At 50.6% G+C, this 25,421-nt stretch carries 24 protein-coding genes and 1 tRNA gene; 13 read left to right on the top strand and 12 right to left on the bottom strand.

Annotation, left to right across the window (positions count from 1 at the left end; translation table 11 throughout):
* Nucleotides 1-130: 130 nt before the first annotated feature.
* Nucleotides 131-2,686: a TonB-dependent siderophore receptor gene (locus tag C7W93_RS07320; RefSeq protein ID WP_108439431.1), complete on the top strand. Its 2,556-nt coding sequence runs from the start codon at nt 131-133 to the stop codon at nt 2,684-2,686.
* 160 nt (nt 2,687-2,846) lie between these two features.
* Here the strand turns inward: C7W93_RS07320 and C7W93_RS07315 are convergent, their stop codons facing one another.
* The 3 genes from C7W93_RS07315 to trxB all read right to left on the bottom strand — a co-directional run bounded on the left by C7W93_RS07315 (nt 2,847) and on the right by trxB (nt 4,886).
* A complete protein-coding gene (locus tag C7W93_RS07315; protein WP_108439430.1) occupies nt 2,847-3,527 on the bottom strand; it encodes a Smr/MutS family protein in 681 nt (226 codons plus the stop codon).
* A gap of 52 nt (nt 3,528-3,579) precedes the next feature.
* The gene (locus tag C7W93_RS07310; RefSeq protein WP_108439429.1) at nt 3,580-3,771 is read right to left on the bottom strand and encodes a hypothetical protein; all 192 of its coding nucleotides are present in this window, start codon (nt 3,769-3,771) and stop codon (nt 3,580-3,582) included.
* A 158-nt stretch (nt 3,772-3,929) separates the two neighbouring features.
* Nucleotides 3,930-4,886 carry a thioredoxin-disulfide reductase gene (gene trxB, locus C7W93_RS07305; protein WP_108439428.1) on the bottom strand — a complete coding sequence of 319 codons (957 nt, stop codon included), beginning with the start codon at nt 4,884-4,886 and terminating at the stop codon, nt 3,930-3,932.
* A gap of 529 nt (nt 4,887-5,415) precedes the next feature.
* Between trxB and C7W93_RS07300 the strand changes: the two genes are divergently transcribed.
* Together C7W93_RS07300 and lolA are read left to right on the top strand one after the other, a co-directional pair.
* A complete protein-coding gene (locus C7W93_RS07300) occupies nt 5,416-7,746 on the top strand; it encodes a DNA translocase FtsK (protein ID WP_108440525.1) in 2,331 nt (776 codons plus the stop codon).
* Nucleotides 7,747-7,863: 117 nt separating this feature from the next.
* Nucleotides 7,864-8,487 (top strand): outer membrane lipoprotein chaperone LolA, encoded by a 624-nt coding sequence (lolA, locus tag C7W93_RS07295; protein WP_225869864.1) that lies wholly within the window; start codon nt 7,864-7,866, stop codon nt 8,485-8,487.
* A gap of 77 nt (nt 8,488-8,564) precedes the next feature.
* Here lolA and fdxA read toward each other — a convergent pair whose 3' ends face one another.
* A complete protein-coding gene (fdxA, locus tag C7W93_RS07290) occupies nt 8,565-8,897 on the bottom strand; it encodes a ferredoxin FdxA (protein WP_108439426.1) in 333 nt (110 codons plus the stop codon).
* Nucleotides 8,898-9,122: 225 nt separating this feature from the next.
* Here fdxA and C7W93_RS07285 point away from each other — a divergent pair, with 225 nt between their 5' ends.
* The 10 genes from C7W93_RS07285 to C7W93_RS07240 all read left to right on the top strand — a co-directional run bounded on the left by C7W93_RS07285 (nt 9,123) and on the right by C7W93_RS07240 (nt 20,549).
* Nucleotides 9,123-10,427: a replication-associated recombination protein A gene (locus C7W93_RS07285; protein ID WP_108439425.1), complete on the top strand. Its 1,305-nt coding sequence runs from the start codon at nt 9,123-9,125 to the stop codon at nt 10,425-10,427.
* A 255-nt stretch (nt 10,428-10,682) separates the two neighbouring features.
* Entirely contained in the window at nt 10,683-11,324 is a 642-nt protein-coding gene (locus C7W93_RS07280; RefSeq protein WP_108439424.1) for a helix-turn-helix domain-containing protein, read from the top strand.
* Nucleotides 11,325-11,386: 62 nt separating this feature from the next.
* Nucleotides 11,387-12,775 carry an aminopeptidase P family protein gene (locus C7W93_RS07275; RefSeq protein WP_108439423.1) on the top strand — a complete coding sequence of 463 codons (1,389 nt, stop codon included), beginning with the start codon at nt 11,387-11,389 and terminating at the stop codon, nt 12,773-12,775.
* 100 nt (nt 12,776-12,875) lie between these two features.
* Complete coding sequence (locus tag C7W93_RS07270) at nt 12,876-14,495, top strand: ABC transporter substrate-binding protein (protein ID WP_108439422.1); 1,620 nt, start codon at nt 12,876-12,878, stop codon at nt 14,493-14,495.
* A gap of 280 nt (nt 14,496-14,775) precedes the next feature.
* On the top strand, nt 14,776-15,786 hold the full coding sequence (locus C7W93_RS07265; protein ID WP_108439421.1) for an ABC transporter permease subunit: 1,011 nt from the start codon (nt 14,776-14,778) through the stop codon (nt 15,784-15,786).
* Nucleotides 15,783-16,709, top strand: coding sequence for an ABC transporter permease subunit (locus tag C7W93_RS07260; protein WP_108439420.1), 927 nt, complete (start codon nt 15,783-15,785; stop codon nt 16,707-16,709). Before C7W93_RS07265 ends, C7W93_RS07260 begins: the two co-directional genes overlap by 4 nt.
* Before the next feature lie 26 nt (nt 16,710-16,735).
* Nucleotides 16,736-17,767 (top strand): oligopeptide/dipeptide ABC transporter ATP-binding protein, encoded by a 1,032-nt coding sequence (locus C7W93_RS07255; RefSeq protein ID WP_108439419.1) that lies wholly within the window; start codon nt 16,736-16,738, stop codon nt 17,765-17,767.
* A complete protein-coding gene (locus C7W93_RS07250) occupies nt 17,764-18,765 on the top strand; it encodes a peptide ABC transporter ATP-binding protein (protein ID WP_108439418.1) in 1,002 nt (333 codons plus the stop codon). Before C7W93_RS07255 ends, C7W93_RS07250 begins: the two co-directional genes overlap by 4 nt.
* 230 nt (nt 18,766-18,995) lie before the next feature.
* Nucleotides 18,996-20,303 carry a serine--tRNA ligase gene (gene serS, locus C7W93_RS07245; RefSeq protein ID WP_108439417.1) on the top strand — a complete coding sequence of 436 codons (1,308 nt, stop codon included), beginning with the start codon at nt 18,996-18,998 and terminating at the stop codon, nt 20,301-20,303.
* 155 nt (nt 20,304-20,458) lie between these two features.
* Nucleotides 20,459-20,549, top strand: a tRNA-Ser gene (locus tag C7W93_RS07240).
* Nucleotides 20,550-20,624: 75 nt separating this feature from the next.
* On the opposite strand, the gene C7W93_RS07235 is transcribed toward C7W93_RS07240, so the two are convergent.
* From C7W93_RS07235 to C7W93_RS07200, 8 genes are all read right to left on the bottom strand, one after another.
* On the bottom strand, nt 20,625-21,611 hold the full coding sequence (locus C7W93_RS07235; protein ID WP_108439416.1) for a site-specific integrase: 987 nt from the start codon (nt 21,609-21,611) through the stop codon (nt 20,625-20,627).
* Nucleotides 21,612-21,771: 160 nt separating this feature from the next.
* A complete protein-coding gene (locus tag C7W93_RS07225; protein ID WP_108439414.1) occupies nt 21,772-22,053 on the bottom strand; it encodes an RNA-binding protein in 282 nt (93 codons plus the stop codon).
* Nucleotides 22,050-22,466: a DUF551 domain-containing protein gene (locus tag C7W93_RS07220; protein ID WP_108439413.1), complete on the bottom strand. Its 417-nt coding sequence runs from the start codon at nt 22,464-22,466 to the stop codon at nt 22,050-22,052. Before C7W93_RS07220 ends, C7W93_RS07225 begins: the two co-directional genes overlap by 4 nt.
* A 6-nt stretch (nt 22,467-22,472) precedes the next feature.
* The gene (locus tag C7W93_RS07215; protein WP_108439412.1) at nt 22,473-23,486 is read right to left on the bottom strand and encodes an AP2 domain-containing protein; all 1,014 of its coding nucleotides are present in this window, start codon (nt 23,484-23,486) and stop codon (nt 22,473-22,475) included.
* Nucleotides 23,483-23,680, bottom strand: coding sequence for a hypothetical protein (locus C7W93_RS24425; RefSeq protein ID WP_146177532.1), 198 nt, complete (start codon nt 23,678-23,680; stop codon nt 23,483-23,485). Before C7W93_RS24425 ends, C7W93_RS07215 begins: the two co-directional genes overlap by 4 nt.
* On the bottom strand, nt 23,677-23,898 hold the full coding sequence (locus tag C7W93_RS07210; protein ID WP_108439411.1) for a hypothetical protein: 222 nt from the start codon (nt 23,896-23,898) through the stop codon (nt 23,677-23,679). The genes C7W93_RS24425 and C7W93_RS07210 overlap by 4 nt, the downstream gene beginning before the upstream one ends.
* Complete coding sequence (locus C7W93_RS07205) at nt 23,895-24,449, bottom strand: hypothetical protein (RefSeq protein ID WP_108439410.1); 555 nt, start codon at nt 24,447-24,449, stop codon at nt 23,895-23,897. The genes C7W93_RS07210 and C7W93_RS07205 overlap by 4 nt, the downstream gene beginning before the upstream one ends.
* Nucleotides 24,449-25,420 (bottom strand): hypothetical protein, encoded by a 972-nt coding sequence (locus tag C7W93_RS07200; protein WP_108439409.1) that lies wholly within the window; start codon nt 25,418-25,420, stop codon nt 24,449-24,451. The genes C7W93_RS07205 and C7W93_RS07200 overlap by 1 nt, the downstream gene beginning before the upstream one ends.
* Nucleotide 25,421 lies beyond the last annotated feature (1 nt).

Below are 25,421 nucleotides of genomic sequence, written 5' to 3'. Positions count from 1 at the left end.
ACTTTTAGTCCAAATTTTAAGTAATACGATGGGATATCCCATTGCAATAGGCACTGCCGAAGGATTCTGCTCGTCTGGCATTTGGCATTGGCGTAACTACAAATTTTTTTTAAACATTGAGGGAATGTTAATGAAGTCACCGTCTGTATCTTTGCATCAGCGTCATCGCCGACGGGCGCGCACGCTATCTGCTGTCACACTGCTGTCTGCCGGTCTGGCCGGTTCACACGCGCATGCTCAAACGCTCGATAGTAAAGGCGAGAGTAATAAAGCCACGACCGCCATCGGTCAGGTGCAGGATGTGGTAGTGACTACCGGCGTGCGCGGCGAACAGCGTACCGTGGCCGATAGCCCGGCTCCGATTGATGTTGTTAGTGGCGAACAATTGCTGCATACCGGCCGCGCTGAACTCAGCGAAGCGTTGGCGCGTTTGCTGCCGTCGTTTAACTTTGGGACCAATGTGGGGGGCGTTAATTCGACCATTCGTCCGGTCAGCAATCGTGGTTTGGGACCGGCATATACCTTGGTATTGGTGAACGGTAAACGTCGTCATAATTCGGCCTTGCTGACCAACGGCGGCGGGGATACGACCGGTGTAAACGCGGTGGATCTGGATACGATTCCGTTAAGCGCGGTCGACCATATCGAAGTATTGAAAGATAGCGCCGCCGCGCAGTATGGCTCGGACGCTGTAGCCGGGGTCGTCAATGTGATATTGAAATCATCTGATCACGGCGGCCATATTGGTATCAGCAGCGGACGTTTGTATGGCGGTAGCGGCGATCTGAATAACAATAAATTAGAAGGCGATGTCGGCTTCGCGCTGCCTAACGATGGCTTTGTGCATCTGAGTGCAGATGTGCGTAAACGTGGACAGAGTTGGTGGAATTTCCCTGCGACGAATACGGCTGTTTACTCGCCTGCGAGTAATCCGAAGAATGCCACTTGGAATCGTGACGGCGCGCATAACGGCGACCCAGGTATCGACGCTTACAACTTCAGTTATAACGCTGAGCTGCCGGTCAGTCCGAATGTCACGCTGTATTCGTTTGCGACGGTGGGCACGAGCGAGACGGTGGCGGGTAATAACTTCCGTCGTCCTAACGGGCTGGCGACGATTACCCAATTATTCCCGAACGGTTACTTTGCCGATAACAATGCCAAATCGCTGGATTTGCAAATTACGGGCGGCGCGAAGGGAAAATCGGATGGCTGGAACTGGGATTTTAGTTCCAGTTACGGTAAGAATCGGGTACTTCAATATAGTGATAACACGATTAATCCATCGTTGGGGCCGGCGTCTCCAACCAGCTTCAGCGATCTGGCGACTTTTCAGTTTGAGCAGATTACTAACAATGCGGATTTCACTAAATCGTTTGATATCGGCTTCAAAAAGCCGTTGCAATGGTCGTGGGGTGTAGAGCAGCGTTCTGAGCGATTTTCTACGCTTGCAGGTGATCCGCTAGGTTATCTGAATGGTGGTTATATATTCCAGCCAGGTGATCAGAATGGTAATCCTAATGTTGGTAAACCGGCCTCAGTCGGGGCGCAGGCGGCGATTGCTTTAGCGCCGAAAGACGCAGTCAGTTTGCGGCGTAACGTGCTGGCGTTGTATAACGATGTGGGATTTTATCCGACTGAGAAATGGTTTGTGGATGCGGCTGTGCGGGCTGAGCATTACGACGATAGCGCGGGAAATACGATTAGCGGAAAGCTGAATACGCGCTACGACTTTACGCCTGCTATCGCGGTGCGCGGCACGGTTGGATCAGGTTTCCGTGCGCCTTCGTTGACGCAGATTGGTTATTCGCAAACTGATAATCGGACCAATATTAATCCGGTGACCGGGGCGGTTGGGCCAAGTCTGTCATTGTTATTACGCAATGATTCGCCGCTGGCGCATGCGTTGGGGTCGCAGGATCTTAAGCCGGAAAAGTCGGTCAATTTCGGTTTGGGTATTGTGTTGAAGCCTGCGGATAACGTTAATGTCACGCTGGATACGTATCAGATTGCGATTAAGGATCGGATTGTACGGACGGGTTATCTGTTAGGGCCAGCGTTGGCACCGCTGCTGCAATCGTATGGTTTGACAGGCACTGAGTGGGTGCAGTATTTTGCGAATGGCGTGGATACGCGCACGCGTGGGCTTGATTTGGTGATGGATACGACGGCCGATTATGGACGTTGGGGCGTGGTGCGGTGGAATGCTGCGTTTAACTGGAATAAAACCGAAATCACTAACATTAAGGCGGCACCTAGTCAGCTTGGCGGTTTGGGGCCTAATCCCGGCGGGACGTTGACGTGGTTTGGGTATGCTGCCACTGGCGGGATTGGGGATATTACTGGTCAGCCGACTACTAAGTTAATTCTGTCTGGGCGCTGGTTCATTGATAAGTTTGAGGTGAATTTGCAAACTACGCGGTATGCTTCTTATGTTTGGCAGACGACGGCTAATCGGGCGCAGGATTATCACTTTGGAGCTAAGTGGATTACTGATCTGGATGTGACTTATGCGTTGACTAAGAATATTAAGTTGACGTTGGGCGCGGCTAATTTGTTTGATGTGCGGCCGGATAAGAATGGGCCGGGTGACCCGTCGACTGGGTTGTCGGTTTATGCTTACGGGCCAGCGCCGTTTGCGCCTAGTGGAGGATTTTATTATGCTAAGGCATCGTATGATTTTTGATGGGATGTTGAGTTCGGTTATTGGGTAATTGAAACGGATTTTTCCGTGGAGGCTTGTCGGGGGCGGCCCGACAGCCGGTCACTTTGTTCTTGCTTCGGCTAGGCGCCCCGGCTTGCATCAACGGAGCGCCAACCGTTTCATTTACCAAACAACCTACTCCCTAATATCGCACCTGCGATTTCAGCAAAACAATCAACGCCCCTGATCCACCATCCCCTTCATTAGCCTGACAAAAAGCAACAACCTGCTCAATCTGCACCAGCCAGTCCCGAACTTTTGCCTTCAGCACCGGTGCCTGATTAACAGACCCAAACCCCTTCCCATGAATCACGCAAACACAACGCCATCGACGCTTATGCGCAAATTGCAAAAAATCAACCAGCGTATCTCGCGCCTGATCACTGCGCAGGCCATGCAGATCAAGATGTTGCCGAGTAGCCCAATGCCCACGGTATAGTTTGGGCAGCACATCCGGCCCAACTCCACTACGGGCAAAGCGAAAATGCGCATCGCTATCCAGCAAATTTTCTATGCTAAACGCATCTGAAAGAGACGCCTGCAAAATCGCGCTGCATTCAGAGCGTGTTTCCGCTTTCTCATCAAGATGCCTGGTTTTAAAATGCGGAAACGGCCGCGCCACAACTTTATGAACAGCGATTTCACCAGAAGATTTAAGCGGAAATACAGGACCAATCCGATCACTGAACTGGTCGTTTTCGATCTGTGCTTTTTGCTGTTGCAGTAGTTGTTCAGCCGCAGCAATCCGACGCTCTTCGTGTTGCGCTTTGAGTGTTTTGCGCAGCGGCTTGAGGGCGCGGAAGTCTTTTATCGGGCCGGACATGTGGGAGAAGGAAAAGAAAGAAGTTTTAGAGGGGATATCTCACGCCGAGGATTTATTTTTTCTTGTTAGATGTCAGCGGTTGAATATTGCCACCAACGTTTTTGCGAAAAGTATCCGCATCGCGGTCGGCTTGTTGTTCGCGTCGCAGGCGTTCTGCAGCCTCAGCCAGACGAACTTCTTCTTGCAGTTTCAACTTTTGTTGCAGAGATTTCAAATCGTTAAAATCTTTGAGCGGAGCAGTCATGGCACTTTCTCCAAATAATGTTTGATGCTTGCGCAAGACACTGCGGAAGAAGTGTTATCGCGAAAGTAGTTCCGAATGTTATTACGACGCTGTAACGCACCCGTAAAACTTACAAAAACGCCGTCACCCATACTAAGCGGGCAACGGCGTTCTATTTCTTACTCTTCTAAAAAGCGCTGTGCATCCAGTGCCGCCATGCAACCCGTACCGGCGCTGGTAATGGCTTGACGGTAAATATGATCCTGCACGTCGCCAGCAGCGAAAACACCCGGTACGCTGGTAGCGGTAGCCATGCCTTCAAGGCCGGTTTTGGTTTTGATGTAACCGTTGTGCATAGTCAACTGACCGTCAAAAATGCTGGTATTAGGCTTATGACCGATGGCAATAAATACGCCGTGCAGTGTGACCGGGGTGACAGTGCCATCAACTGTGGATTTAATGTTCATCCCGGTGACGCCGCTGGTGTCCCCGGTGACTTCTTCCAGCGTATGGTTATATTTGATCTCGATTTTGCCTTCGGCAACTTTTGCCATCAGGCGGTCTATCAGGATAGGTTCGGCACGGAATTTCTCGCGACGATGCACCAGAGTAACTTTAGTGGCAATGTTAGACAGGTACAGCGCTTCTTCTACCGCAGTATTGCCGCCGCCGACCACGGCAACTTCCTGACCTTTGTAAAAGAAACCGTCACAGGTGGCGCAGGCAGAAACGCCTTTGCCCATAAAGGCTTCTTCCGATGGCAGACCCAGATATTGCGCCGATGCGCCAGTGGCGATAATCAACGCGTCACAGGTATATTCGCCAGAATCACCGATCAAACGGAATGGCTTTTCCGATAATTTAGTTGTGTGAATATGGTCGAAAATAATTTCTGTATTGAATTCTTCCGCGTGCTTTAACAGGCGTTGCATCAATTCCGGGCCTTGGACGCCGCCATGATCACCGGGCCAGTTCTCGACATCCGTGGTGGTCATCAATTGACCGCCTTGCTCGATCCCGGTGATTAATACCGGATTCAGATTGGCGCGTGCGGCATAGACGGCTGCGCTGTAACCTGCGGGGCCGGAGCCAAGAATTAATACTTTGGCGTGTTTGATAGGCTTTTCGGTAGTCATAAATGTGGTTCTCAGTAAAAAGTGTCGGGGCGTTTGCACAACGCTGTCTGTTTGCTAACTTACATTTGGGCCGATAAACGCATCAAGGAAACAATCATCGGACAAAAGTCGCCTGCTGTTTATATGCGTTCTTACGCGGTGATATCAAGCGGGCTGGTAAAACAGATCAGGGCAAACCGGATGTAAAAAGACAACTATTGTCTTGGCGTATCAAGAACGCGGCTTAAAACTGGTTAAGATTATAGTCGAAGCAGCGGTTTTGACGCACGCAGCGGCTAAATGTATTGCTACTTCAGAACCATTTTGTTGTACTGCATCAAAGTCAATAATGCGCGGTCTCTTTTAGGCCATTCCGGTGCATAATTTCACCTTGCGAAATTTGGCGACAAACGCTTCAGCTGTGCCTGATCGGCAACTATAACAGTCACGCGGCATCGCCAATGGCACAACGTTGCGTTAATAGTTGGCGCTTTTTGCGCAGACGGATTTAAAATCCTTCTATGTATTTTATGGTTCACCCATTGGATTTATGACTAGAACAACCCAAGCTTATACTCGTAGCGCAAAGCCAAAAGCTGCGCCTGCGCCTCAGAATCGTTTGGTCCGACTGCTATCTGAGGCACGCTGGATCATCTTTGCGGTGCTGACTACCTATTTACTGATCATTTTTATAAGTTACTCCAAGACTGATCCCGGCTGGTCGCATTCAAAGGCGGTGGCGCATCTGAACAATTGGGGCGGTTGGTTTGGCGCGTATGTGGCGGATTTGATGCTATTTGTGTTCGGCGCATCGGCCTGGTGGTGGTGCGTGCTGCTATTACGTTCGCTGTGGTGCGGTTATCAGCGGATTTCGCAGCGTTTGGTGGTGGAAAGCGAGCCGGAAGAGGAGCATCCGCACGAAATGTTGATCCGCGCGCTTGGCTTTGCGTTGATTCTGATCGGCAGTATGGGGATTGAATACATGCGGATGTATTCGCTGCATGTGCAATTGCCACGAGCACCGGGAGGTGTATTAGGCCAGGTGATTGGCGGCAATGCGCAGAGCGTTTTGGGATTTACTGGCGCGACGTTGTTGTTGCTGCTGTTGTTTGCCCTCGGCGTGAGTTTGTTCTTTCATGTTTCATGGTTGACGGTGGCAGAACGTATCGGTCAGGGCGTTGAAGGCGCAATTCAATGGGTCAGAAATTTGATCGCTGCCAGAGAAGATCGTAGGGCTGGGTTTGTTGCCGCAGTCAAGCGCGAGGAAGTTGTGGTGCAAGAGCGTGCCAAAGCCGTCGAAGCGCCACCGATCCGCATCGAGCCGCAAATCGTGACCGTGCAAAAATCCGAACGCGTTGAAAAGGAAAGACAAACCACGCTGTTTCAGGATATGCCTGATACCAATTTGCCGCCGTTATCCTTATTGGATGAGGCACCGCCGGTACAAATCACTGTCAGCGATGAGACGCTGGACTATACCAGCCGTCTGATTGAGAAAAAACTGTCTGATTTCGGCGTGCAGGTGAGGGTGGTCGCGGCCTATCCGGGGCCGGTCATTACGCGTTATGAAATTGAACCGGCAACTGGCGTCAAAGGTAGTCAGATTGTCGGTCTGGCGCGGGATTTGGCACGTTCACTGTCGCTGACATCGATACGCGTCGTTGAAGTCATCCCCGGCAAAATGTTCATGGGTCTGGAGTTGCCAAATCCGAAACGGCAGATTGTGCGACTGACCGAAATTCTCAGCTCTAAAGTGTATAACGATGGCGTTTCTAGTCTGACCATTGCGCTCGGCAAGGATATTGGCGGTCATCCAGTCGTCGCTGACTTGGCGAAAATGCCGCATTTGCTAGTGGCGGGGACGACCGGTTCGGGCAAGTCAGTTGGTATTAATGCCACGATTTTATCGCTATTGTATAAGTCCGATCCTAAAGATGTGCGCCTGATTTTGATCGATCCGAAAATGTTGGAATTGTCGATTTATGAAGGCATTCCGCATCTGCTGGCGCCGGTAGTGACCGATATGCGGCAGGCGGGTCATGCGCTGAACTGGGCTGTCAATGAAATGGAACGGCGCTATAAATTGATGTCGAAGATGGGCGTGCGTAACCTCGGTGGCTATAACCAGAAAATAGCAGATGCGGAGAAGCGCGAAGAAAAAATTCCGAATCCGTTTAGCCTGACGCCAGATGCGCCGGAACCACTAGAAAAATTGCCAACAATCGTCGTGATTATCGATGAGTTAGCCGATTTGATGATGGTGGTGGGCAAGAAGGTGGAAGAATTGATTGCCCGGATTGCGCAAAAAGCCCGTGCAGCGGGGATTCACTTGATTTTGGCTACGCAGCGCCCATCTGTAGATGTCATTACCGGCCTGATCAAGGCCAACGTCCCGACCCGGATTGCGTTTCAGGTCAGTAGCAAGATCGACTCTCGCACGATTCTGGATCAGATGGGGGCGGAAGCTTTGCTAGGTATGGGAGATATGCTGTACATGCCGCCGGGGACTGGTTTACCGATTCGTGTGCATGGCGCGTTTGTGTCCGATGAGGAAGTTCATCGTGTTGTGGATTATCTGAAGGAACAAGGCGAGCCAAATTACGTCGAAGGTATTCTGGAAGGCGGCGTGATGGAAGATGGCGGCGACGGCGCTGTGGGCACTGCTGCTGGCGGAACCGAAGGCGACGAGCTATACGATCAGGCGGTTGCGATCGTTTTGAAGAATCGCCGTGCATCGATTTCGTTGGTACAACGTCATTTGCGTATCGGCTATAACCGCGCCGCCCGCTTGCTGGAACAGATGGAACAGAGCGGGTTGGTATCGACCATGCAATCCAATGGCAATCGCGAGATTTTGGTACCTGCAGGAAAACCGGAATAATCGCTCTAACTTAGATCTAGCGTGCATTAACGTGATCATAACGAATGGAAAGCCAGCGTGAATCAAACAAAACAAGCACTGCAAAAAGCGAATAAAGGCACATTTAGTGCGCGTAAATTGATCGGAACCCTGGCTCTGAGCGCGATTCTGTTGCCGGGCCTTGCCAGCGCAAGCGCTCTGGAGCAATTTAAATCCTTCGTCAGCAGCACGCAGTCTGCGAAAGGCGAGTTCACGCAACAGTTGGTGAAAACCGATAGCGGCGCGAATAAAGCCAAAGTGTCTGCGCCGTCGAGCGGCACTTTTATTTTTGCCCGGCCCGGTAAATTTATCTGGACCTATGTGAAGCCGTACGAGCAAGTGCTGCAGGCGGATGGCGACAAACTGTACATTTACGATAAAGATTTAAATCAGGTAACGACGAAGAAATTAGGCAACGCGCTTGGCTCATCTCCGGCAGCGATTCTGTTCGGTAGCAACGATCTGGAAAAGAATTTCACGTTGAAAGAGGGCCAGACCAAGGATGGTCTGGAATGGTTGGAAGTAACGCCAAAAGCCAAAGATACGACGTTTGATCAGATCGGCATCGGTTTGCGGAATGGCTTGCCCGAGGCAATGGAATTGCGCGATTCGTTCGGTCAGGTATCGCTGCTGTCGTTCAAGAATTTTGTTAAAAATCCACCTGCGCCTAGCGGCGGCTTTAAGTTTGTTGTACCTAAAGGGGCGGATGTTTTTAATAATTAAGATCGGCAACACAGCGCGATAAGTTTCAATTCGACGGTGCGCAGTTTGCAGAGCCTATTTTAGATAGGTGTTTTACGTTACACGCCGTCTAAAAAAGCGAGTTTGTCAGAAATTGCGCGCCATCGTTCATGCTCTGGTAGTGGGGCTGTGGAGCGCGTAATTGGCTTCCAGTCGGCACGCGCGGCTAGTTCAGCATTCAATTGGATGAAATGGCGCTGCTCGGCTGGCAATTCAGCTTCTCCATAAATGGCGTTTACCGGGCATTCCGACACACATAATGAGCAGTCGATGCATTCGTCCGGCGCGATAACTAAAAAATTCGGACCCTCGCGGAAACAGTTCATCGGACAGACGTCGACGCAGCTGGTGTATTTACAAAGAATGCAAGAATCGGTGACAACAAAGGGCATGGCGTAAGTAGCTAGTTTTTTGGTGAATCGTTAAGGTAGGCAGACAGCATCGGATTTTCTCATAATCAGCCGTTTTGCGTTTGTGGGCCTGACAATTCAAACTACGCTGAAGTAGATCAAAAACGCATAAGCGACTTCCCGTCACCAAGCCACCAAGCCAGTGATGCAGCAACATTTTTACCGGATATTTTTTCAATTAGTCTGTCTTTTGCAGAGCACTTTGCCATGTCTGATCTATTTAAAGTAGAGCCTACGCCACCTTTGGCGGAGGCTCTTCGCCCTGCCAAACTCGATGATGTCATCGGTCAAAGCCATTTGTTGGGGGCTGGTAAGCCTCTGCGTCTGGCGTTTGAATCCGGCAAGCCACATTCGATGATTTTATGGGGGCCGCCGGGCGTTGGCAAAACCACTTTGGCGCGCCTGACCGCAAACGCTTTTGCGTGTGAATTTATTGCGCTGTCAGCGGTATTTTCTGGCGTGAAAGATATTCGCGCCGCGATGGAACAGGCAGAGCAGAATCTGGCGATGGGTAAGCACACCATCCTGTTTGTAGATGAAATTCATCGCTTCAATAAATCTCAGCAAGACGCGTTGCTGCCCTATGCCGAATCAGGCCTGGTCACATTTATTGGCGCAACCACCGAAAATCCATCGTTTGAAGTCAATTCGGCGCTGCTGTCGCGGGCGCAAGTGTATGTCTTACAGGCGCTGACGGATGACGAATTAAAACAATTGCTCGCCCGTGCGCAAGAACGTGTTCTGTCTCATTTGCAATTTGACGATGCAGCGGTCAATACGCTGATTGGCTATGCCGATGGCGATGCGCGGCGACTGTTGAACTTGCTGGAGCAGTGTAGCGCTGGCATCAAAGCATCCGGTACGACGCAAGTAACGTCGACGTTTTTGCAGAATGCATTGATGCTCAACGCCCGGCGCTTTGATAAAGGCGGCGACAATTTTTATGACCAGATTTCTGCGTTGCATAAGTCGGTGCGTGGCTCGAATCCAGACGCGGCGCTGTATTGGCTATGTCGGATGCTGGATGGCGGTGCAGATGCCAAATATCTTTCGCGCCGGATTGTGCGTATGGCGTGGGAAGACATTGGATTGGCCGATCCCCGTGCGATTCAGATTGCGAACGACGCCGCGACTACTTATGAACGTTTAGGCTCGCCAGAAGGAGAGTTAGCGCTGGGGCAGGCGGTCATCTATCTGGCAATTGCGGCGAAAAGTAATGCTGGCTACAACGCGTTTAATCAAGCGATGGCATTTGTTAAGCATGATAAATCGCGCGAAGTGCCGGTGCATCTTCGCAATGCGCCCACCAAGCTGATGAAAGAGTTGGGCTATGGTCATGCTTACCGGTATGCGCATGACGAACCTAACGCCTATGCTGCGGGAGAAACCTATTTGCCCGATGATATGCCTGAACCCGGCTGGTACGCGCCAGTGCCCAGAGGGATGGAAGTAAAAATTGGCGAAAAGATGACCTGGTTGCGCGATCTCGACAAGAAGGCGCGGGGGGAGTAAATTGGGCAAAATGTGGTTTTTAGATCGGCTTGGCGATGCAATTTTTTGCCGCGTTAATTAGCCCGTGTCATAGTCGAAACATCCTCCAAAGTTATTCACGTTTTGCACATGCTTATGCGGAAAAATTGTAGCCCCACTACAATTTTCTCTTGACTGGAATTGTAGTATGACTATAATTTTTTTCGCTTTACCCAGTTATTAATATAAACAACAAATGATCAGGAATGATCGACAGGTAAAGATTCGGGGACGGTAATGGCGCTACCACAATTAGGAAAAATCATTCGGGCCCGGCGTCATGCCGTCAAAAAAACACTCGTTCAAATTGCGAGCGAAACTGGTCTGACAGCGGGGTTTATTTCACAGGTTGAGCGTAATCTGACCAGCCCTTCGATCAGCTCTTTGGTCGTCATCGCAAAAGCGTTGGGCGTGCCGATTGGCGACCTGATTAAACAGCCGGAACAAGTGCTATCGGCCTCCTATCAAGATCAGCGGCAAGCCTATTCGGTCGCTAGCGGCCCTGTCAAATACGAACGTTTATCCACGGTTTTTCCCGGTAGCCGGGTGCATTCGGTGAAGTTCACCATACCATCCGGTTATAAATCAGAACTGTTGTCGCATGAAGGCGATGAAATGGTTTTTGTACTCAGCGGTCAAGTCGAATACACAGTGGGTTTGAAGCAATACCTGCTGAGCGCTGGCGATAGTCTGCACTTCGACGGCACTATTGCGCACAGTGTTGAGGCGCTGATGCACAAAAGTAAGCAAGCGGAACTGTTGTGGGTCGGCACTGCACAGTTATTCGATGGACTCAACGGGCGCGATGTGGAGGAAGAGATCGGTAGCAGCGGCAACGACAGATTCATGCACGGCACCGAAGTTACTGCGTCGGTATAACTTTTGCTTTACGTTAGCCTGATTCAGTTCGCACTATTTAACGCCATAGATTGAGGAACGGCATGTTCGAAAGTACCCATTACACTGAACGCCGTCATAAGTTACGGCAGCAATTTTCGTCCGGCATACTGTTGATTCCGGGGAATAGCCACGCTTCGATCAACTATCCGCACAATCATTATTGGTTTCGGCAGGATTCATCGTTCTCCTATTTTTTTGGATTGAACGAGGCCGATATTGCCGGGGTAATTGATATCGATAGTGGCGAAGATATTTTGTTTGGCGATGATCCCGATATCGATGAAGTTGTGTGGACCGGGCAACAATCGTCGTTTGGCGAACGCGCTGCGATGGTTGGTGTTACCACGCTCAGGTCGATGCTTAAGCTGCACGATGTCATCGCAGATGCGCGCCGCAAGCAGCGCGAAATTCACTATTTGCCACCGTATCGCGGTGAGTCCATCCTGCTGTTATCACGTTTGTTTGACTGCATGCCTGAACAGGTGCAGGCGGGCGTTTCGTCCAGCCTGATTGCTGCGGTCATCGGTTTGCGTGAAATAAAATCCGAGGCAGAAATCGCCGAAATGGAAAGCGCCTTAGCCATTACCAAAGAAATGCACGTGGCGGCAATGCGAGAAACCAAGCCCGATAAATTTGAATATGAAGTGGTGGGGACTATCGAAGGCATCATGCGCAGCCATGATTTGCAAGGCGCTTATCCTGTGATTTTTACTCGACATGGCGAGATATTGCATAGCCGCGATCACACGCAACAACTACGCGCAGGCGATTTGGTGGTGAACGATTCAGGGGTTTCTAGCGCTTTAGGCTATGCCTCTGATATCACTCGGACGATTCCGGTCGGCGGCAAATTTAGTGCGCGTCAGCGTGCTGTTTATGAAGTTGTTCTGGCCGCGCAAGAAACCGCCATCGCCGCCATCGCGCCGGGTGTGACGTATCTTGCGTTGCATAAACTGGCAGCGCTAATCATTGTCAACGGTTTATCGGCCCTTGGCTTTTTTAAAGGCGATCCGCAGCAAGTGGTGGATTCCGGCGCGTATGCAATTTGCTTCCCGCACGGCCTTGGTCACCAGATTGGCCTGGATGTGCATGACATGGAAGGTCTCGGCGAAACCGCAGTGGGATATGACGCCAGCGTTGGCCGCAGCCCGTTGTTCGGCATGCGCAATTTACGTCTGGCAAAACCCTTGCGCACCGGCATGGTTCTGACGGTCGAGCCGGGGATTTACTTTATTCCAGAACTGATTAAACGCTGGCAGGCAGAGGGGCTTCATTCTGAGCTGATTAACTATCCGCGTTTTGCTGAATATATGGACTTTGGTGGGATTCGGATCGAAGATAACGTTCTGGTCACCGCAAATGGCGCAAGGGTATTGGGACCTGCAATTCCTAAAAGTTGTGAAGAAGTAGAAGCAGTGATGGCGACGTAATTAAAAGTAAGAGGATGTTTTCAACAGCTGTAGATTGTCCGAGATGCATCCCGTGAACATGGTCACGACATTGCAAGATCAACCTGAAAAGAGATGAACGATGATGAAAAATGGAAAATTTGTTGCCAAATTGGGTTTAGTTGCCGTGCTAAGCGTTTGCGCCGGATTAGCTTCCGCCCAAGCGAAAAAGACATTGGTGTACTGCTCGGAGGCTAGCCCAGAAGGTTTTAGCCCGCAGTTATATACCACTGGCACCACTTTTGACGCTTCCGCGAATCCGATCTTTAATCGGTTGGTTGCGTTTGAACTTGGCACCACCACGATCAAACCATCATTGGCAGAGTCATGGACCATCTCTGACGACGGTCTGGTGTACACCTTCAAGCTGCGCAAGGGCGTGAAGTTTCATAGCAATACAAAATTCAAGCCGTCGCGTGATTTTAACGCCGATGACGTTGTCTTCACATTTGATCGCATGGGCGACCCGGCGAATCCTTACCACACCTTGGCACGCGGCCAGACTTTTGGCTATTACCTCGACATGGGGCTGGATCGGATTATCGACAAGGTAGAGAAAGTCGATGACAACACTGTGCGCTTTAAACTGAAACATCCAGAATCACCCTTCCTCGCCGATCTGGTCATGTATTTTGCGTCGATTTATTCCGCAGAATACGCAGGCCAATTGCAAAAAGCAGGCACGCCGGAATTGCTTGATCGTGATCCGATTGGCACTGGGCCATTTGAATTTGTATCCTACCAAAAAGATGCCGTTATCCGTTACAAGGCCTTTGATGCTTATTGGGATGGACGTCCAAAGATCGATAATTTGATTTTTGCGATTACGCCTGATGCATCGGTACGTTTTGCTAAGCTGAAAGCGAATGAATGCCAGGTAATGTCATATCCAAAACCGGCTGATCTGGCCGCGATGAAAGCGGATAAAGATATTAATCTGATTTCAAAACCCGGAATGAATATTGGCTATATCGCGTTCAACGTTGATAAAAAGCCGTTCGATAACAAGCTGGTGCGTCAAGCATTAAGCATGGCAATCGATAAAGAAACAATCCTCAAAACGGTCTATCAAGGCGCTGGTCAGGCTGCAAAAAATCCTATTCCACCAACACTCTGGTCGTACAACGACAAGATCAAAGACTATCCTTTTGATCTGAAGAAAGCGAAAGAGTTATTGACCAAAGCAGGCTATCCAAACGGCGCAGAAATCGAGATGTGGTATCTGCCGGTGCAGCGTCCTTATAACCCTGATGGAAAACGGATTGGCGAGCTGATTCAGTCTGACTGGGCAAAAATTGGCGTTAAAGTCAAACTGACGACCTATGAATGGGGCGAGTACCTGAAGCGTAGCAAGCAGGGCGATCAACAATCGATGATGTTCGGCTGGTCTGGCGATAACGGCGATCCGGATAACTTCTTCGGTAATTTGTTGAGCTGCGAAGGCGTGAAGGGCGGCGGCAACGTTTCCCGCTGGTGCGATAAAGATTTCGATGCGCTGATCTTAAAAGCCAAGCTGGTTTCAAAGCAAAGTGACCGTGCAGCGTTATATGAAAAAGCACAGGTTATCGCGCATGAAGAAGCACCTTGGATCGACATTGCCCACTCAGTCGGTTACGTGCCAGTTCGCAAGAACGTGATTGGCTTCAAAATACCCGCAACGCCGTATGGCTTCTATTTCGACAAAGTCGATTTAGCTAAGTAAGACTTGTAATAGAGATGGAGGTTGTTGTTATTGCCATCGGGTACTGAAATCTGTTTTTATTCTAAATATCTTCGGATTTCAGTATGCGTGCAAACGGCAATAATCTTCATTGCTATTGCTGCGTTATCGCATAATTCATCATTATTACGCATTGCACATTTGTTTAGGTAATCGGCTAAACCATCATAAACGGTCATTCAGGCCAAGTTGAACTGAGGACGGCTCACCAGCCGCTATTTAGTTTTACGAGCATGCATCTTTACTTGAACAGGTATTTCCTATGTTTGGATTCCTCCTGCGCCGTGCAGCGTTGGTCATTCCGACCTTTCTCGGCATCACACTCCTTGTATTTTTATTGATTCATCTGATTCCCGGTAATGTCGTTGAGGCAATCTCCGGCGAGCGTGGCATGGACCCCGTACGCTACGCCCAAATGATGAAAGAATTTGGCCTGGATCAGCCGTTGTACGTGCAATATTTTACGTATTTGGGACAAGTATTCCACGGCAATCTCGGCATGTCGGTCACCACGCATGAATCGGTATTATCAGAATTCCTGACCTTGTTTCCCGCGACGCTGGAACTGGCGACCTGCGCCATGTTGCTAGCCTTGATCATCGGCGTTCCTGCCGGTATTCTCGCCGCCATCAAGCGCAATACTGTCCTCGATTATTCTGTGATGGGCGCCTCACTTACCGGCTATTCAATGCCGGTTTTCTGGTGGGCTCTATTACTCATTTTGCTGTTCTCTGTGACATTGGGTTGGACCCCGGTGTCTGGTCGCATCGATCTGATGTTTGATATTCCGCCGGTAACGGGCTTCATGTTGATTGATAGCTTGCTGGCAAACGATACAGGCGCATTTAAATCGGCACTGTCGCATTTGATCTTGCCGACGATTGCCCTCGGTACTATTCCGTTGGCCGTAATCGCGCGCATGACTCGCTCGGCGATGCTAGAAGTATTGCGCGAAGATTATGTCCGCACCGCACGCGCCAAAGGACTGTCGCCATGGCGCGTGATCGGTATTCATGCGCTGCGTAATGCTTTGATTCCAGTGGTTACGGTGATTGGCTTGCAGGTCGGCGTGTTGTTGGCTGGCGCGATTCTGACCGAAACAATTTTCTCGTGGCCCGGTATCGGCAAGTGGCTGGTGGGCGCAATTCAGCGTCGTGATTATCCGGTGGTGCAGGGCGGTATTCTGCTTTCTGCCACCATTATTATCATCGTCAATCTGGTCGTTGACCTGTTGTACGGCGTGATTAATCCTCGCATACGGCACAACACATGAGCAATCCGACTCCTATAACTGCTAGCGAGACTAGCGTTTCTAAACCCGCCATAGCCAGTGCGCCACCGCATGCGCTGCGTGAATTTTGGGGATATTTCAGCCAGAATCGCGGTGCCGTGATCGGCTTAATTGTGGTCGGAATTTTAGTCCTGACCGCGCTATTCGCTAACGTCATCGCGCCGCATTCGCCGATTGAACAATTTCGCGATGCAACCTTGCAGCCGCCAGTGTGGCAAACCGGCGGCTCTGCCAAGTTTTTGTTAGGGACTGATCCGGTCGGCCGCGATATGTTATCGCGCCTGATTCATGGCAGCCGTCTCTCTTTGGTGATTGGGCTAGTGTCGGTCTCGCTTTCATTGGTGCTTGGCATTGTGTTTGGCTTGCTGGCAGGCTATTTCCGCGGTGTAGTGGAAGTCGCTATCATGCGTTTGATGGATATCATGCTGGCGCTGCCGAGCTTGCTACTGGCCGTGGCGGTCGTCGCGATTCTTGGCCCCGGATTGATGAACGCCATGTACGCGATTGCGATTGTGATGTTGCCGCATTATGCGCGGCAGACGCGGGCAGCGGTCATCGGCGAACTCTCCAAAGATTACGTCAATGCATCGCGTATTGCCGGTGCCGGGACGATGCGGATTATGTTCAATTGCGTACTGCCGAATTGTGCTGCGCCGCTTATCGTGCAAGCTACTTTGGGATTCTCTACCGCGATTCTTGACGCTGCCGCGCTCGGTTTTCTGGGCTTGGGCGCACAACCGCCGACACCTGAATGGGGTTCGATGCTTGCCAGTGCGCTGGAATTTATCCAAAGCGCATGGTGGGTCGTAACTTTCCCCGGACTGGCGATTTTGATCTCGGTATTGGCGTTCAATTTGATGGGTGATGGGCTGCGCGACGCGCTTGATCCAAAACTGAAGCGCTAATTAAACTCCCTATAAGGCGAACAGCCATGGCATTGCTAGAAATTAAAAACCTCGGGGTTGAGTTCGGTGCAATATCCTCTTCGTTTACCGCCGTCGACGGCCTTGATCTGACCATCGATGCGGGCGAAGTCGTCGGCATCGTCGGCGAATCCGGCTCCGGAAAAAGCGTTACTTCGCTGGCGCTGATGGGATTGATTGACTATCCAGGAAGGGTAAAAGCTGAACGCATGGCGTTCGACGGTCGTGATCTTTTGACGATGTCGGAAAAGCAGCGCCGTCAATTGCTGGGTAAAGACATCGCGATGATTTTTCAAGATCCGATGACCAGTTTGAATCCCTCGTTTACGGTTGCTTATCAGCTGATTGAAACGTTACGCGTGCATCAAGGCGGCTCGCATAAAGAGTTGCGTGAACGAGCGCTGGCGTTGTTGAAACAGGTCGATATTCCCGATCCAGAACGTCGCCTTGATGCCTACCCGCATCAACTCTCCGGTGGCATGAGTCAGCGCGTCATGGTCGCGATTGCGATTGCTTGCAATCCACGCCTGTTGATCGCTGATGAACCGACGACTGCTTTAGACGTGACGGTGCAGGCGCAAATGCTGGAGTTGCTGCTGCAATTGCAGCGTGACCGTGGCATGGCATTGATGTTGATTACGCACGATCTGAGTGTGGTTGCGCAAACCGCCCAGCGCGTAGTTGTAATGTACGCCGGACAAGTGCTGGAAACCGGACTGGTTCCGACTATTTTTCAGGCACCGCAACACCCGTATACGCAGGCGCTACTTGCCGCATTGCCAGAGCACAATATTGGCCGTGACCGCTTGCAAACTATCCCCGGCGTCGTGCCCGGTCAGTACGATAGGCCAACCGGATGCCTGCTTAGCCCGCGTTGTCGTTACGCGGTAAGTCGTTGCAGCACAGAGCGCCCGAAATTGACCGGTCCCGCCGGATCGCAAGTGCGTTGCCATTTCCCCCTTGATCGCGCCGGTCATCCGACCAATGGCTGGACGCCGCCTCAGTCCACCGCGTTATCGCCTAGCAGGACAGCCCTATGACGACCTCCACCACTGGCGCAATCATCGCGCCGAACGTTTTACTCGAAGCCAAAAACCTCAGTAAATACTACAACGTATCGCAAGGCTGGCTGAAGCCGAAAGCCACCGCGAAGGCATTGGACGGTGTCTCATTTAGTCTTATTCCCGGCAAAACTTTAGCTGTAGTAGGCGAATCCGGATGTGGAAAATCGACACTGGCGCGTCAGATCACGATGATCGAACCGCCTACTGGCGGTGAATTGTGGATGGATGGTGCCAACGTTGCCGATGCAGATCGCGTCACTCTCAAGCGGGTGCGGCCGCTAGTGCAAATGGTGTTTCAAAATCCTTACGCCAGCTTGAACCCACGTAAAAAAGTCAGCAGCATGCTCGAAGAACCGCTGATTATTAATACTAGTTTAAGCAAGGCACAGCGTGCCGAAAAAGCGCAAGCGATGATGGCAAAAGTAGGCTTGCGGCCTGAACACTACAATCGCTTTCCGCACATGTTTTCTGGCGGACAGCGCCAGCGTGTTGCCATCGCCCGCGCGTTGATGCTGGACCCTAAAGTTATCGTGGCAGATGAACCGGTATCGGCGCTGGATGTCTCGATTCAGGCACAAGTGTTGAATTTATTGATGGATTTGCAGCAAGCAAGCGGTGTCGCCTATCTGTTTATTTCACATAATCTGTCCGTGGTAGAGCTGATCGCCGACGAAGTGCTGGTGATGTATCTGGGTAAAGCGGTTGAACATGGCGCGAAAAAAGATATTTTTAGTCGCCCATTGCATCCATATACAAAAGCGCTGCTGGCCAGCACGCCACGCCTCGATCCTGCCCAGCGTCAGGAAAAAATGATGTTGCCCGGTGAGTTGCCATCGCCACTGGCTCCGCCGCCCGGCTGTAGTTTTAATAATCGTTGCCCTCACGCAATTGATATCTGTCGGCAGCAAGTGCCGCCACTGGAATCATTTGACGGGCGATTGGTAGCTTGCCATCGGGTTGCTGAAATTAACTAAATGCCAATTATAAATGTTATGTTTTAGATATTGAGTTGATGGCGTTCATGTGAAAATGCTTGTGGGGCGGTCACGCATTTTTGCGCCGCTGCTTCCTACCGCAGATATTTTGCCTGCCAGAAGCGCTATTCCCGTCATTTAGCTTGCTTTTACAACTGCCGAAATAGCGGCTGAGCTTGGTACAATGGCGGATTGTTTTTTAGTGACTTAACTTTACGTCCGCCTATCCCATGATCGACATCCAACTTCTCCGCAAAGACATCGCCACCGTCGCCAGCCGTCTGGCTGCACGCAAATTCCAACTTGACGTCGACGCCTTCAACGCATTGGAAGCCGAACGCAAGCAAATTCAGACCCGTACCGAAGAGCTGCAAAGCCAGCGCAATGGGTTGTCTAAGCAAATCGGCATGCTGAAAGGCAAGGGCGAAGATGCCTCGGCTGTGATGGCAGAAGTCAACGGTATCGCCGAAGAATTAAAAGCCTCCGCCACCCGCCTTGATCAGGTGCAAGAGCAGTTTAGTAAGTTTCTCGAAATAATCCCTAATCTGCCGCATGAATCAGTGCCAGTCGGTATCGACGAGGCTGGCAACGTCGAAGTGCGCAAGTCGGGCACGCTGCCGTCCTTCGATTTTGAAGTTCGCGATCATGTCGATGTCGGCGCTGGCGTTGGTCTAGATTTTGATGTCGCCGCCAAACTAACCGGATCGCGCTTCTCGGTCATGAAGGGCGGCATTGCGCGCTTGCACCGTGCGTTAGCGCAATTCATGCTAGACACACATACCGCAGAGCACGGCTACACCGAATGCTATACGCCCTACATCGTCAATGCTGATTCGTTGCGGGGAACCGGCCAGCTACCAAAATTTGAAGAAGATTTATTTGCGGTAAAAAAGGGTGGACAAGACGGCGAGCAGGGCGCCGACAGCGCCGCTTTATATCTTATTCCTACAGCAGAAGTCCCGTTGACCAATCTCGTGCGCGATGAAATTATCGCCGGTGAAAAACTTCCGCTGAAGATGACCGCGCATTCGCCTTGCTTCCGTTCGGAAGCTGGCAGCTACGGTCGCGACACGCGTGGCATGATTCGCCAGCATCAATTCGATAAAGTTGAAATGGTGCAGATCGTGCATCCAGAAAAATCATACGAAGCGCTAGAAGAAATGGTCGGCCACGCTGAGGTAATTCTAAAGAAACTTGGCCTACCTTACCGCGTAGTCTCGCTATGCACTGGCGACATGGGTTTTGGCGCTGCCAAAACTTATGACTTGGAAGTCTGGCTACCAGCACAAAACACTTACCGCGAAATTTCCTCAGTATCGAATATGGAAGCCTTCCAGGCCCGCCGCATGCAAGCACGCTTCCGCAATGCGCAAGGCAAAACGGAACTGCTACATACATTGAATGGATCGGGTTTGGCAGTAGGACGTACCCTGGTAGCGGTGCTGGAAAATTATCAACAAGCCGATGGCAGCGTCAACATCCCTGCGGTATTGCATCCATATATGGGCGGTATTACGCGTTTAACGCCGACAGTTTGAGCGCGACAATCTGCGATGCATAACTTGCATCGCAGATGCTGCCAAAGTATCTGAGTTCTATTTTTTGAATAGCCGCAAAAAGGCGTTTCAGAGATAAAATCTTCTGCTATAATCTTGTGCTTTGCTGCAGAGCATGTAGTAAAAACGACCAATAAGGAGAAGTGGCAGAGTGGTCGAATGCGCCAGACTCGAAATCTGGTTTACAGTTTCGCTGTAACGTGGGTTCGAATCCCACCTTCTCCTCCAGAATCAAAGACTTACGTCATATCAAACGCTCCTTAATCGGGGCGTTTTTTGTTTGTGGGGGGATTTTCTTGCCATTTACCCCGGTTTTCTCTTCCCTATTTTTCCAACTGCGGCCGCCAGCGTATCAATCGCCAGGTGTGAGTATCGCTGCGTTGATCTTGAGTCTTTGTGACCCAATATCCTGCCGACCGTATATAAATCGACGCCTGCATTTATCATGGCGCTGGCGGCGCTATGTCGTAGGTCGTGAAATGTAATGTGGTCCAAGTCACAGATTTTCCGGGCCTTCATGAATGATCTTTGAATCGTAATTTTTGGCGTCGCTTGGTTGAATTTCCGCACGCATACCAAAATTTTGGGATGAATTGGTATCAGTCGCGGAGTTCTATTTTTGCTATCAGAAAGGTAAAAAGTATCTCCGCGAACTTTTGCCCGCAGGATTTCCCCAAGTCGCATACCTGAATAGAAGGCAATTCTGACCGCTAGGCGTGCGTTAGGACTCGTGCACGTCTTGGCAATCTCAAGCATTTGCACTCTATCTATATATTGCTGTCTGGCATTATTGACCTCTGGCACGATGATATTTGCTGCTGGATCGTTTTCGCACATGCCGTAGTGCTTCCACCCGTAGCGGCAAGCGGATGCTAGCTGCCGTATCCGGTTTCGGATTGTCGCCGGGGCAAGCGGTGTACCAATCGATTCATTTGAGCGACCAACATTCGCCGTGTAGAATTTACAGGCATCGGAAAGCTCAAGAATCGATTTTCCTTGGTATGCCCATAGCATTTGCGAGAGTTCGCTAGCAACGTTTTTCCCTGATTTAAGTTTCGGGATACGCTCTACTAGGTAGATATTAACCGCGTCTTCAATTGTGTATTTGACGCGCTCGACGGAAGTTCCGATCGCGTAAAGTCTGGCCGATTCTTTTCGGTCGAAAGTGTCCGCTTGGGTTTGAGTCCAAGTTTGCGGAAGGTACTTTCTAGCGCGGACTCGCCGACCCTCAATGATACGGTTGAACTCAAAGCGGTAACAACCTCGCGTTTTATCTCGGTAAATCGGCATGATTTTAGATACTCCAATACTTCCAAATGGTTAAAAATAATGCGCTTCCCGATCCGGTAGCATGGAATCGGCCCAGCTGGTGCGGCCATGGCGTAGACCTGTCGCGTCGAAATTCTTAGTATTTTCGCCGCCTCTATAACGGTTATTTGATCTGTCATTGCTAAACCCTTTCTGATAAATCAATCGCGAACACTTCAACTTCATCCGGTCCAAAATGCGGGTGAGTCAGTTTCGTTTTTCGGTAACCGCACCATTCGAACAGCATGGTTCGAGTCATATCGCCAGCCTTGGGATAACCCATCGTGATTACTACGCTATGATATTCACGACCAATTAGGCGTTTTGTCCAATAGGGCGTTACTAGTCGATATTCCTCGCCTTTGGTGCCGATGCGTATGCTGTCGAAGTAGACGCGCTTGACTGGTAAATATAGCGCTGTCATGACTTAGTCTCATCTGGCGATGGTGGTAGGGGCAGCGGTTGCCAATGCGTAACATTGCCGCAGTTAATTACTTTGCAGCCAAAATGAGGGATGTATTCTCCATATGCCCATCCATCCCGCCCTAATATTGCAGTCATACAATAAACAGTAGGATTCGGCCAAACTATTACCTCAACATACCTGTTAGGTAGCCGCTCATCAACGCTGATCCAGCCCGTAGCGGGATTCCCCGTAACGGGCGACGATGGCGCAGCGGCAAGCATGGCACGGTATCCGGCATGGCTGAATGCCCATAACTTGAGCGGGTCATCCAGGCGCGCCGCGTCAAGGTAGGCAAATCCCATCGCCAGCGCTTCAGCAGGATCCTTCGGAACAAGCCTCCAAATATCATCATTAAATGTCACTGTTTTCATACGGTCCTATGCGCCCTTCGCTAAATCAAAATTGCAGTTTGCAAAATCGCCATAATACTTTCGTGCAGCCATGTCATAGGCCTTTGCCGCATCAATTTCTACGCCATGCCTACCTAGCGATATTCTCTTTCCATTAACGCGAATATGCGCCCTCCAAGCCAGTGATACCCTATCAATGGATACCCCCTTATATTGAGATGCGCCACCCTTTCTTGCTCTTTGATTAAATGAGTTTTGTTGGTGGGTAGCATTTCTTAGATTGGCCCTTCTATTATCAAGGCCATCCCCATTTATATGGTCAACAAGTCCACCTCCTATGATCAGCCCATGCATTGTGACGCGTCGACGCTCATCAATAGGCGCTCCATTCCATGCCTGTGCGTAAAGGCTATTGCAGCGATTTCTGGTGGTAAGGCACCAGTTAAAACTTTTAATAGAGGACCAATCTTGCCAATCACATATAGCAAATTTTCCATCCCCTACATATATTTCAGCATGTGCAGGGATGCCTTCGGGTATTTCTAATCCGGTGGAATTACACCGAATTGGCAGCATGTCACCATTCCCTGCATTCAGCGACACGTCCGGCTGATGTGTCGCTGGAATCAACCTATTCAGTTGTTCGCTATTACCGAAAGACTCGACCATTTCGTTGCTGTCACCGATATGGTCCGACATGGGATTTCCCGCAACGGGTGACGTATCAGTCCACGTCACTTTTCCCATATCATCCTGAGGCTGCTTACGCCACAAATAGTCGACCGATTGCGATAGCAAAGGATGCCCCGGAACAGCGGTACCGAGTGCTTTGACCAGGCGATTGACAAGTATCGACAAATCGCTGATCTGGCGGATCATGGCGTCGGTATTACCGATATGATCTGCTATCGGCAATACCGAGGGCGGGTCAGTGCGAGCATATAGCTGCGATGGCCCTGACTCGTTGCAGCCCTGGTGTGGCGTGCACATGCTTTGCTGCTGGCATGCCCGCATTGTCTTGCGGCAGATTAGGTCGTTCATTTTGGCTCCTTGCCAGCAATTGCAACAAGCTCTCCGGCCAGGCGCAATACTTGCTGCGCATTGCGCTCCGGGAATGGATTTGCTTGTGGGCTAAATACCGCTTTGGCAATATTGGCTCTAGCCTCATTCATGCAGGCCATCCATGAGTGGTATTTATTTGCTCTTGCTTCACTTTCCTCTTTACTTGAGATCATTTCGCATCCTGTTCGGTATTGTGTTTGATGGCATGGGCAATAGCATTTTCAACAGGACTGGTCAGCAAGGACTCATCTGGCGGGAACTCAATCTGCTTGCCGTTAGGAAGGCGCAATTTGACTATGCCGAATCCACCTTCGAGCATTATTTCAATGGAATACTCATCTGGCAATATTCTGACTGCCCGCAGGCAGGCATCATTCAATGCGTCGCTCATTTCGCCTCCTGAGTAGCGAGAATTGCGCGGCCAAATCCGATCAGTTGCTCGTCAGAATCGCATAGAAGGCCGATTTTTGCCTCTTCCAATATCCGCTCGTCACTCAATGGCACCGGCTGCGACTCTCTTTGAGTCGCGAGTACAGCATGAACAATTGCAAGCATTTCTTTCTGATCATCGCAATCGGCGGGCATAGCGATATGCGTTTCGTTGGCAATGTTTATGATTTCATTGTCAGTCAATTCTTCCGACCGCATCAGCTTGCGGCCTATAGCCCAGTATTCCATTAGCCAATGATCGTCGCTTGGCGGCTTGTTCGTGTTTTGCATTCCAAAGCCCATTGCACCATCAATTGCGAAGCGCGCGCTCTGTTCATGCATTGGCACCGGCTGTGCTGGCGCAGCTTGGGCCTCTATAAATGCAACTGCCATGAGCACAGCAACATCGTTAAGGATCGGCGTACCGTCCATGTGCTTCCACCACTTTGGATGATTCACGCGGTATGCCTCAAATACCTCTTTGGAGATTTTCACTGCTTGTGAGAAGTCCATTATTTCCCCTTGTTGTAAGCAGTAACGAATAGTTGAACCCATCGCTCAGGCATCCATTGCCCGTATTCTGCATTTGCGGACTGTGCTGACAAATTTACTTGAAACCAGTCGAGGGCGAGCACCGGCTGTGCTGGCTCTGTCGGTAACAGAAAATACTGCGGCATAGGCGTGATACTGGCTAATTTTACGCAGTGCTTCTGAAGCGCATCTTTAGCCCCGGTCTGCGTCAGCACCATTTCCAGCAGCATTGCATCGCGAGACCTTCCGCCGTGCATTGCATGCTTGTAGACAGCGCGTATATAACAGTCATTTCGGATCAATTCTTCAAGGCCAGTTTCGAGTGCGGAAGATGGTGCTGGCGCTGGTCCGACTGCCTCCGTATGCCCAGCCTTGAAGTAATCCTCAGGAGAAAATCTAGGCAATTCTCCAGCGCCATTCACGTTTTTGCATAGCCACTTGGTAAAATTTGGAACAGATGGCTGTGCTGGCGCTGGTGGGGTGGTGAAAAAAGGCGTAACAAAATTAGATCGCGGGATCGACTTGGCGTGGTCAACAGCGGATTGCATATGCTTCTTCGCATCGTGACCGTAGAACAGGCTTTCTGCAATGCCATCGCCTATGTCTGCCCACAAGACGTGCCACGCTACAGGCTCACCCTGCGGCTGGCTGAGTGCCTTCAATTCCTTGATCGCATCAAGAATCGGCTCCGCACCACCCTCAATCGGGTCGCACCCCAACTCATCACTTATTACGCCAAGCGATTCGCAAGCTGCATGAAACATTCTGGTCATTGATGCTAATTCCTTGCCTGGATCGGCTTGCGGCTGGCTGAGTGCTGCATGCTTTGCCAGCATCCAGCCATTGAATGCAATCGACATCTCGCCAATAAAAACCATTACTCCGTCAATTTTGTAACCAGCTATGTAAGCGGCCTCAAATTCCGCAAGCTCTTTATCAATATTCAATTCCATG

Source organism: Glaciimonas sp. PCH181 (assembly GCF_003056055.1).
Taxonomy (GTDB): Bacteria; Pseudomonadota; Gammaproteobacteria; order Burkholderiales; family Burkholderiaceae_D; genus Glaciimonas.
This window is presented reverse-complemented; position numbering and strand designations above follow the sequence as displayed.

Coding starts and splice junctions, on each gene's coding strand:
- C7W93_RS07320 (WP_108439431.1), top strand. CDS start 131: ATGAAGTCACCGTCTGTATCTTTGCATCAGCGTCATCGCCGACGGGCG.
- C7W93_RS07315 (WP_108439430.1), bottom strand. CDS start 3,527: ATGTCCGGCCCGATAAAAGACTTCCGCGCCCTCAAGCCGCTGCGCAAA.
- C7W93_RS07310 (WP_108439429.1), bottom strand. CDS start 3,771: ATGACTGCTCCGCTCAAAGATTTTAACGATTTGAAATCTCTGCAACAA.
- trxB (WP_108439428.1), bottom strand. CDS start 4,886: ATGACTACCGAAAAGCCTATCAAACACGCCAAAGTATTAATTCTTGGC.
- C7W93_RS07300 (WP_108440525.1), top strand. CDS start 5,416: ATGACTAGAACAACCCAAGCTTATACTCGTAGCGCAAAGCCAAAAGCT.
- fdxA (WP_108439426.1), bottom strand. CDS start 8,897: ATGCCCTTTGTTGTCACCGATTCTTGCATTCTTTGTAAATACACCAGC.
- C7W93_RS07285 (WP_108439425.1), top strand. CDS start 9,123: ATGTCTGATCTATTTAAAGTAGAGCCTACGCCACCTTTGGCGGAGGCT.
- C7W93_RS07280 (WP_108439424.1), top strand. CDS start 10,683: ATGGCGCTACCACAATTAGGAAAAATCATTCGGGCCCGGCGTCATGCC.
- C7W93_RS07275 (WP_108439423.1), top strand. CDS start 11,387: ATGTTCGAAAGTACCCATTACACTGAACGCCGTCATAAGTTACGGCAG.
- C7W93_RS07270 (WP_108439422.1), top strand. CDS start 12,876: ATGATGAAAAATGGAAAATTTGTTGCCAAATTGGGTTTAGTTGCCGTG.
- C7W93_RS07265 (WP_108439421.1), top strand. CDS start 14,776: ATGTTTGGATTCCTCCTGCGCCGTGCAGCGTTGGTCATTCCGACCTTT.
- C7W93_RS07260 (WP_108439420.1), top strand. CDS start 15,783: ATGAGCAATCCGACTCCTATAACTGCTAGCGAGACTAGCGTTTCTAAA.
- C7W93_RS07255 (WP_108439419.1), top strand. CDS start 16,736: ATGGCATTGCTAGAAATTAAAAACCTCGGGGTTGAGTTCGGTGCAATA.
- C7W93_RS07250 (WP_108439418.1), top strand. CDS start 17,764: ATGACGACCTCCACCACTGGCGCAATCATCGCGCCGAACGTTTTACTC.
- serS (WP_108439417.1), top strand. CDS start 18,996: ATGATCGACATCCAACTTCTCCGCAAAGACATCGCCACCGTCGCCAGC.
- C7W93_RS07235 (WP_108439416.1), bottom strand. CDS start 21,611: ATGCCGATTTACCGAGATAAAACGCGAGGTTGTTACCGCTTTGAGTTC.
- C7W93_RS07225 (WP_108439414.1), bottom strand. CDS start 22,053: ATGACAGCGCTATATTTACCAGTCAAGCGCGTCTACTTCGACAGCATA.
- C7W93_RS07220 (WP_108439413.1), bottom strand. CDS start 22,466: ATGAAAACAGTGACATTTAATGATGATATTTGGAGGCTTGTTCCGAAG.
- C7W93_RS07215 (WP_108439412.1), bottom strand. CDS start 23,486: ATGAACGACCTAATCTGCCGCAAGACAATGCGGGCATGCCAGCAGCAA.
- C7W93_RS24425 (WP_146177532.1), bottom strand. CDS start 23,680: ATGATCTCAAGTAAAGAGGAAAGTGAAGCAAGAGCAAATAAATACCAC.
- C7W93_RS07210 (WP_108439411.1), bottom strand. CDS start 23,898: ATGAGCGACGCATTGAATGATGCCTGCCTGCGGGCAGTCAGAATATTG.
- C7W93_RS07205 (WP_108439410.1), bottom strand. CDS start 24,449: ATGGACTTCTCACAAGCAGTGAAAATCTCCAAAGAGGTATTTGAGGCA.
- C7W93_RS07200 (WP_108439409.1), bottom strand. CDS start 25,420: ATGGAATTGAATATTGATAAAGAGCTTGCGGAATTTGAGGCCGCTTAC.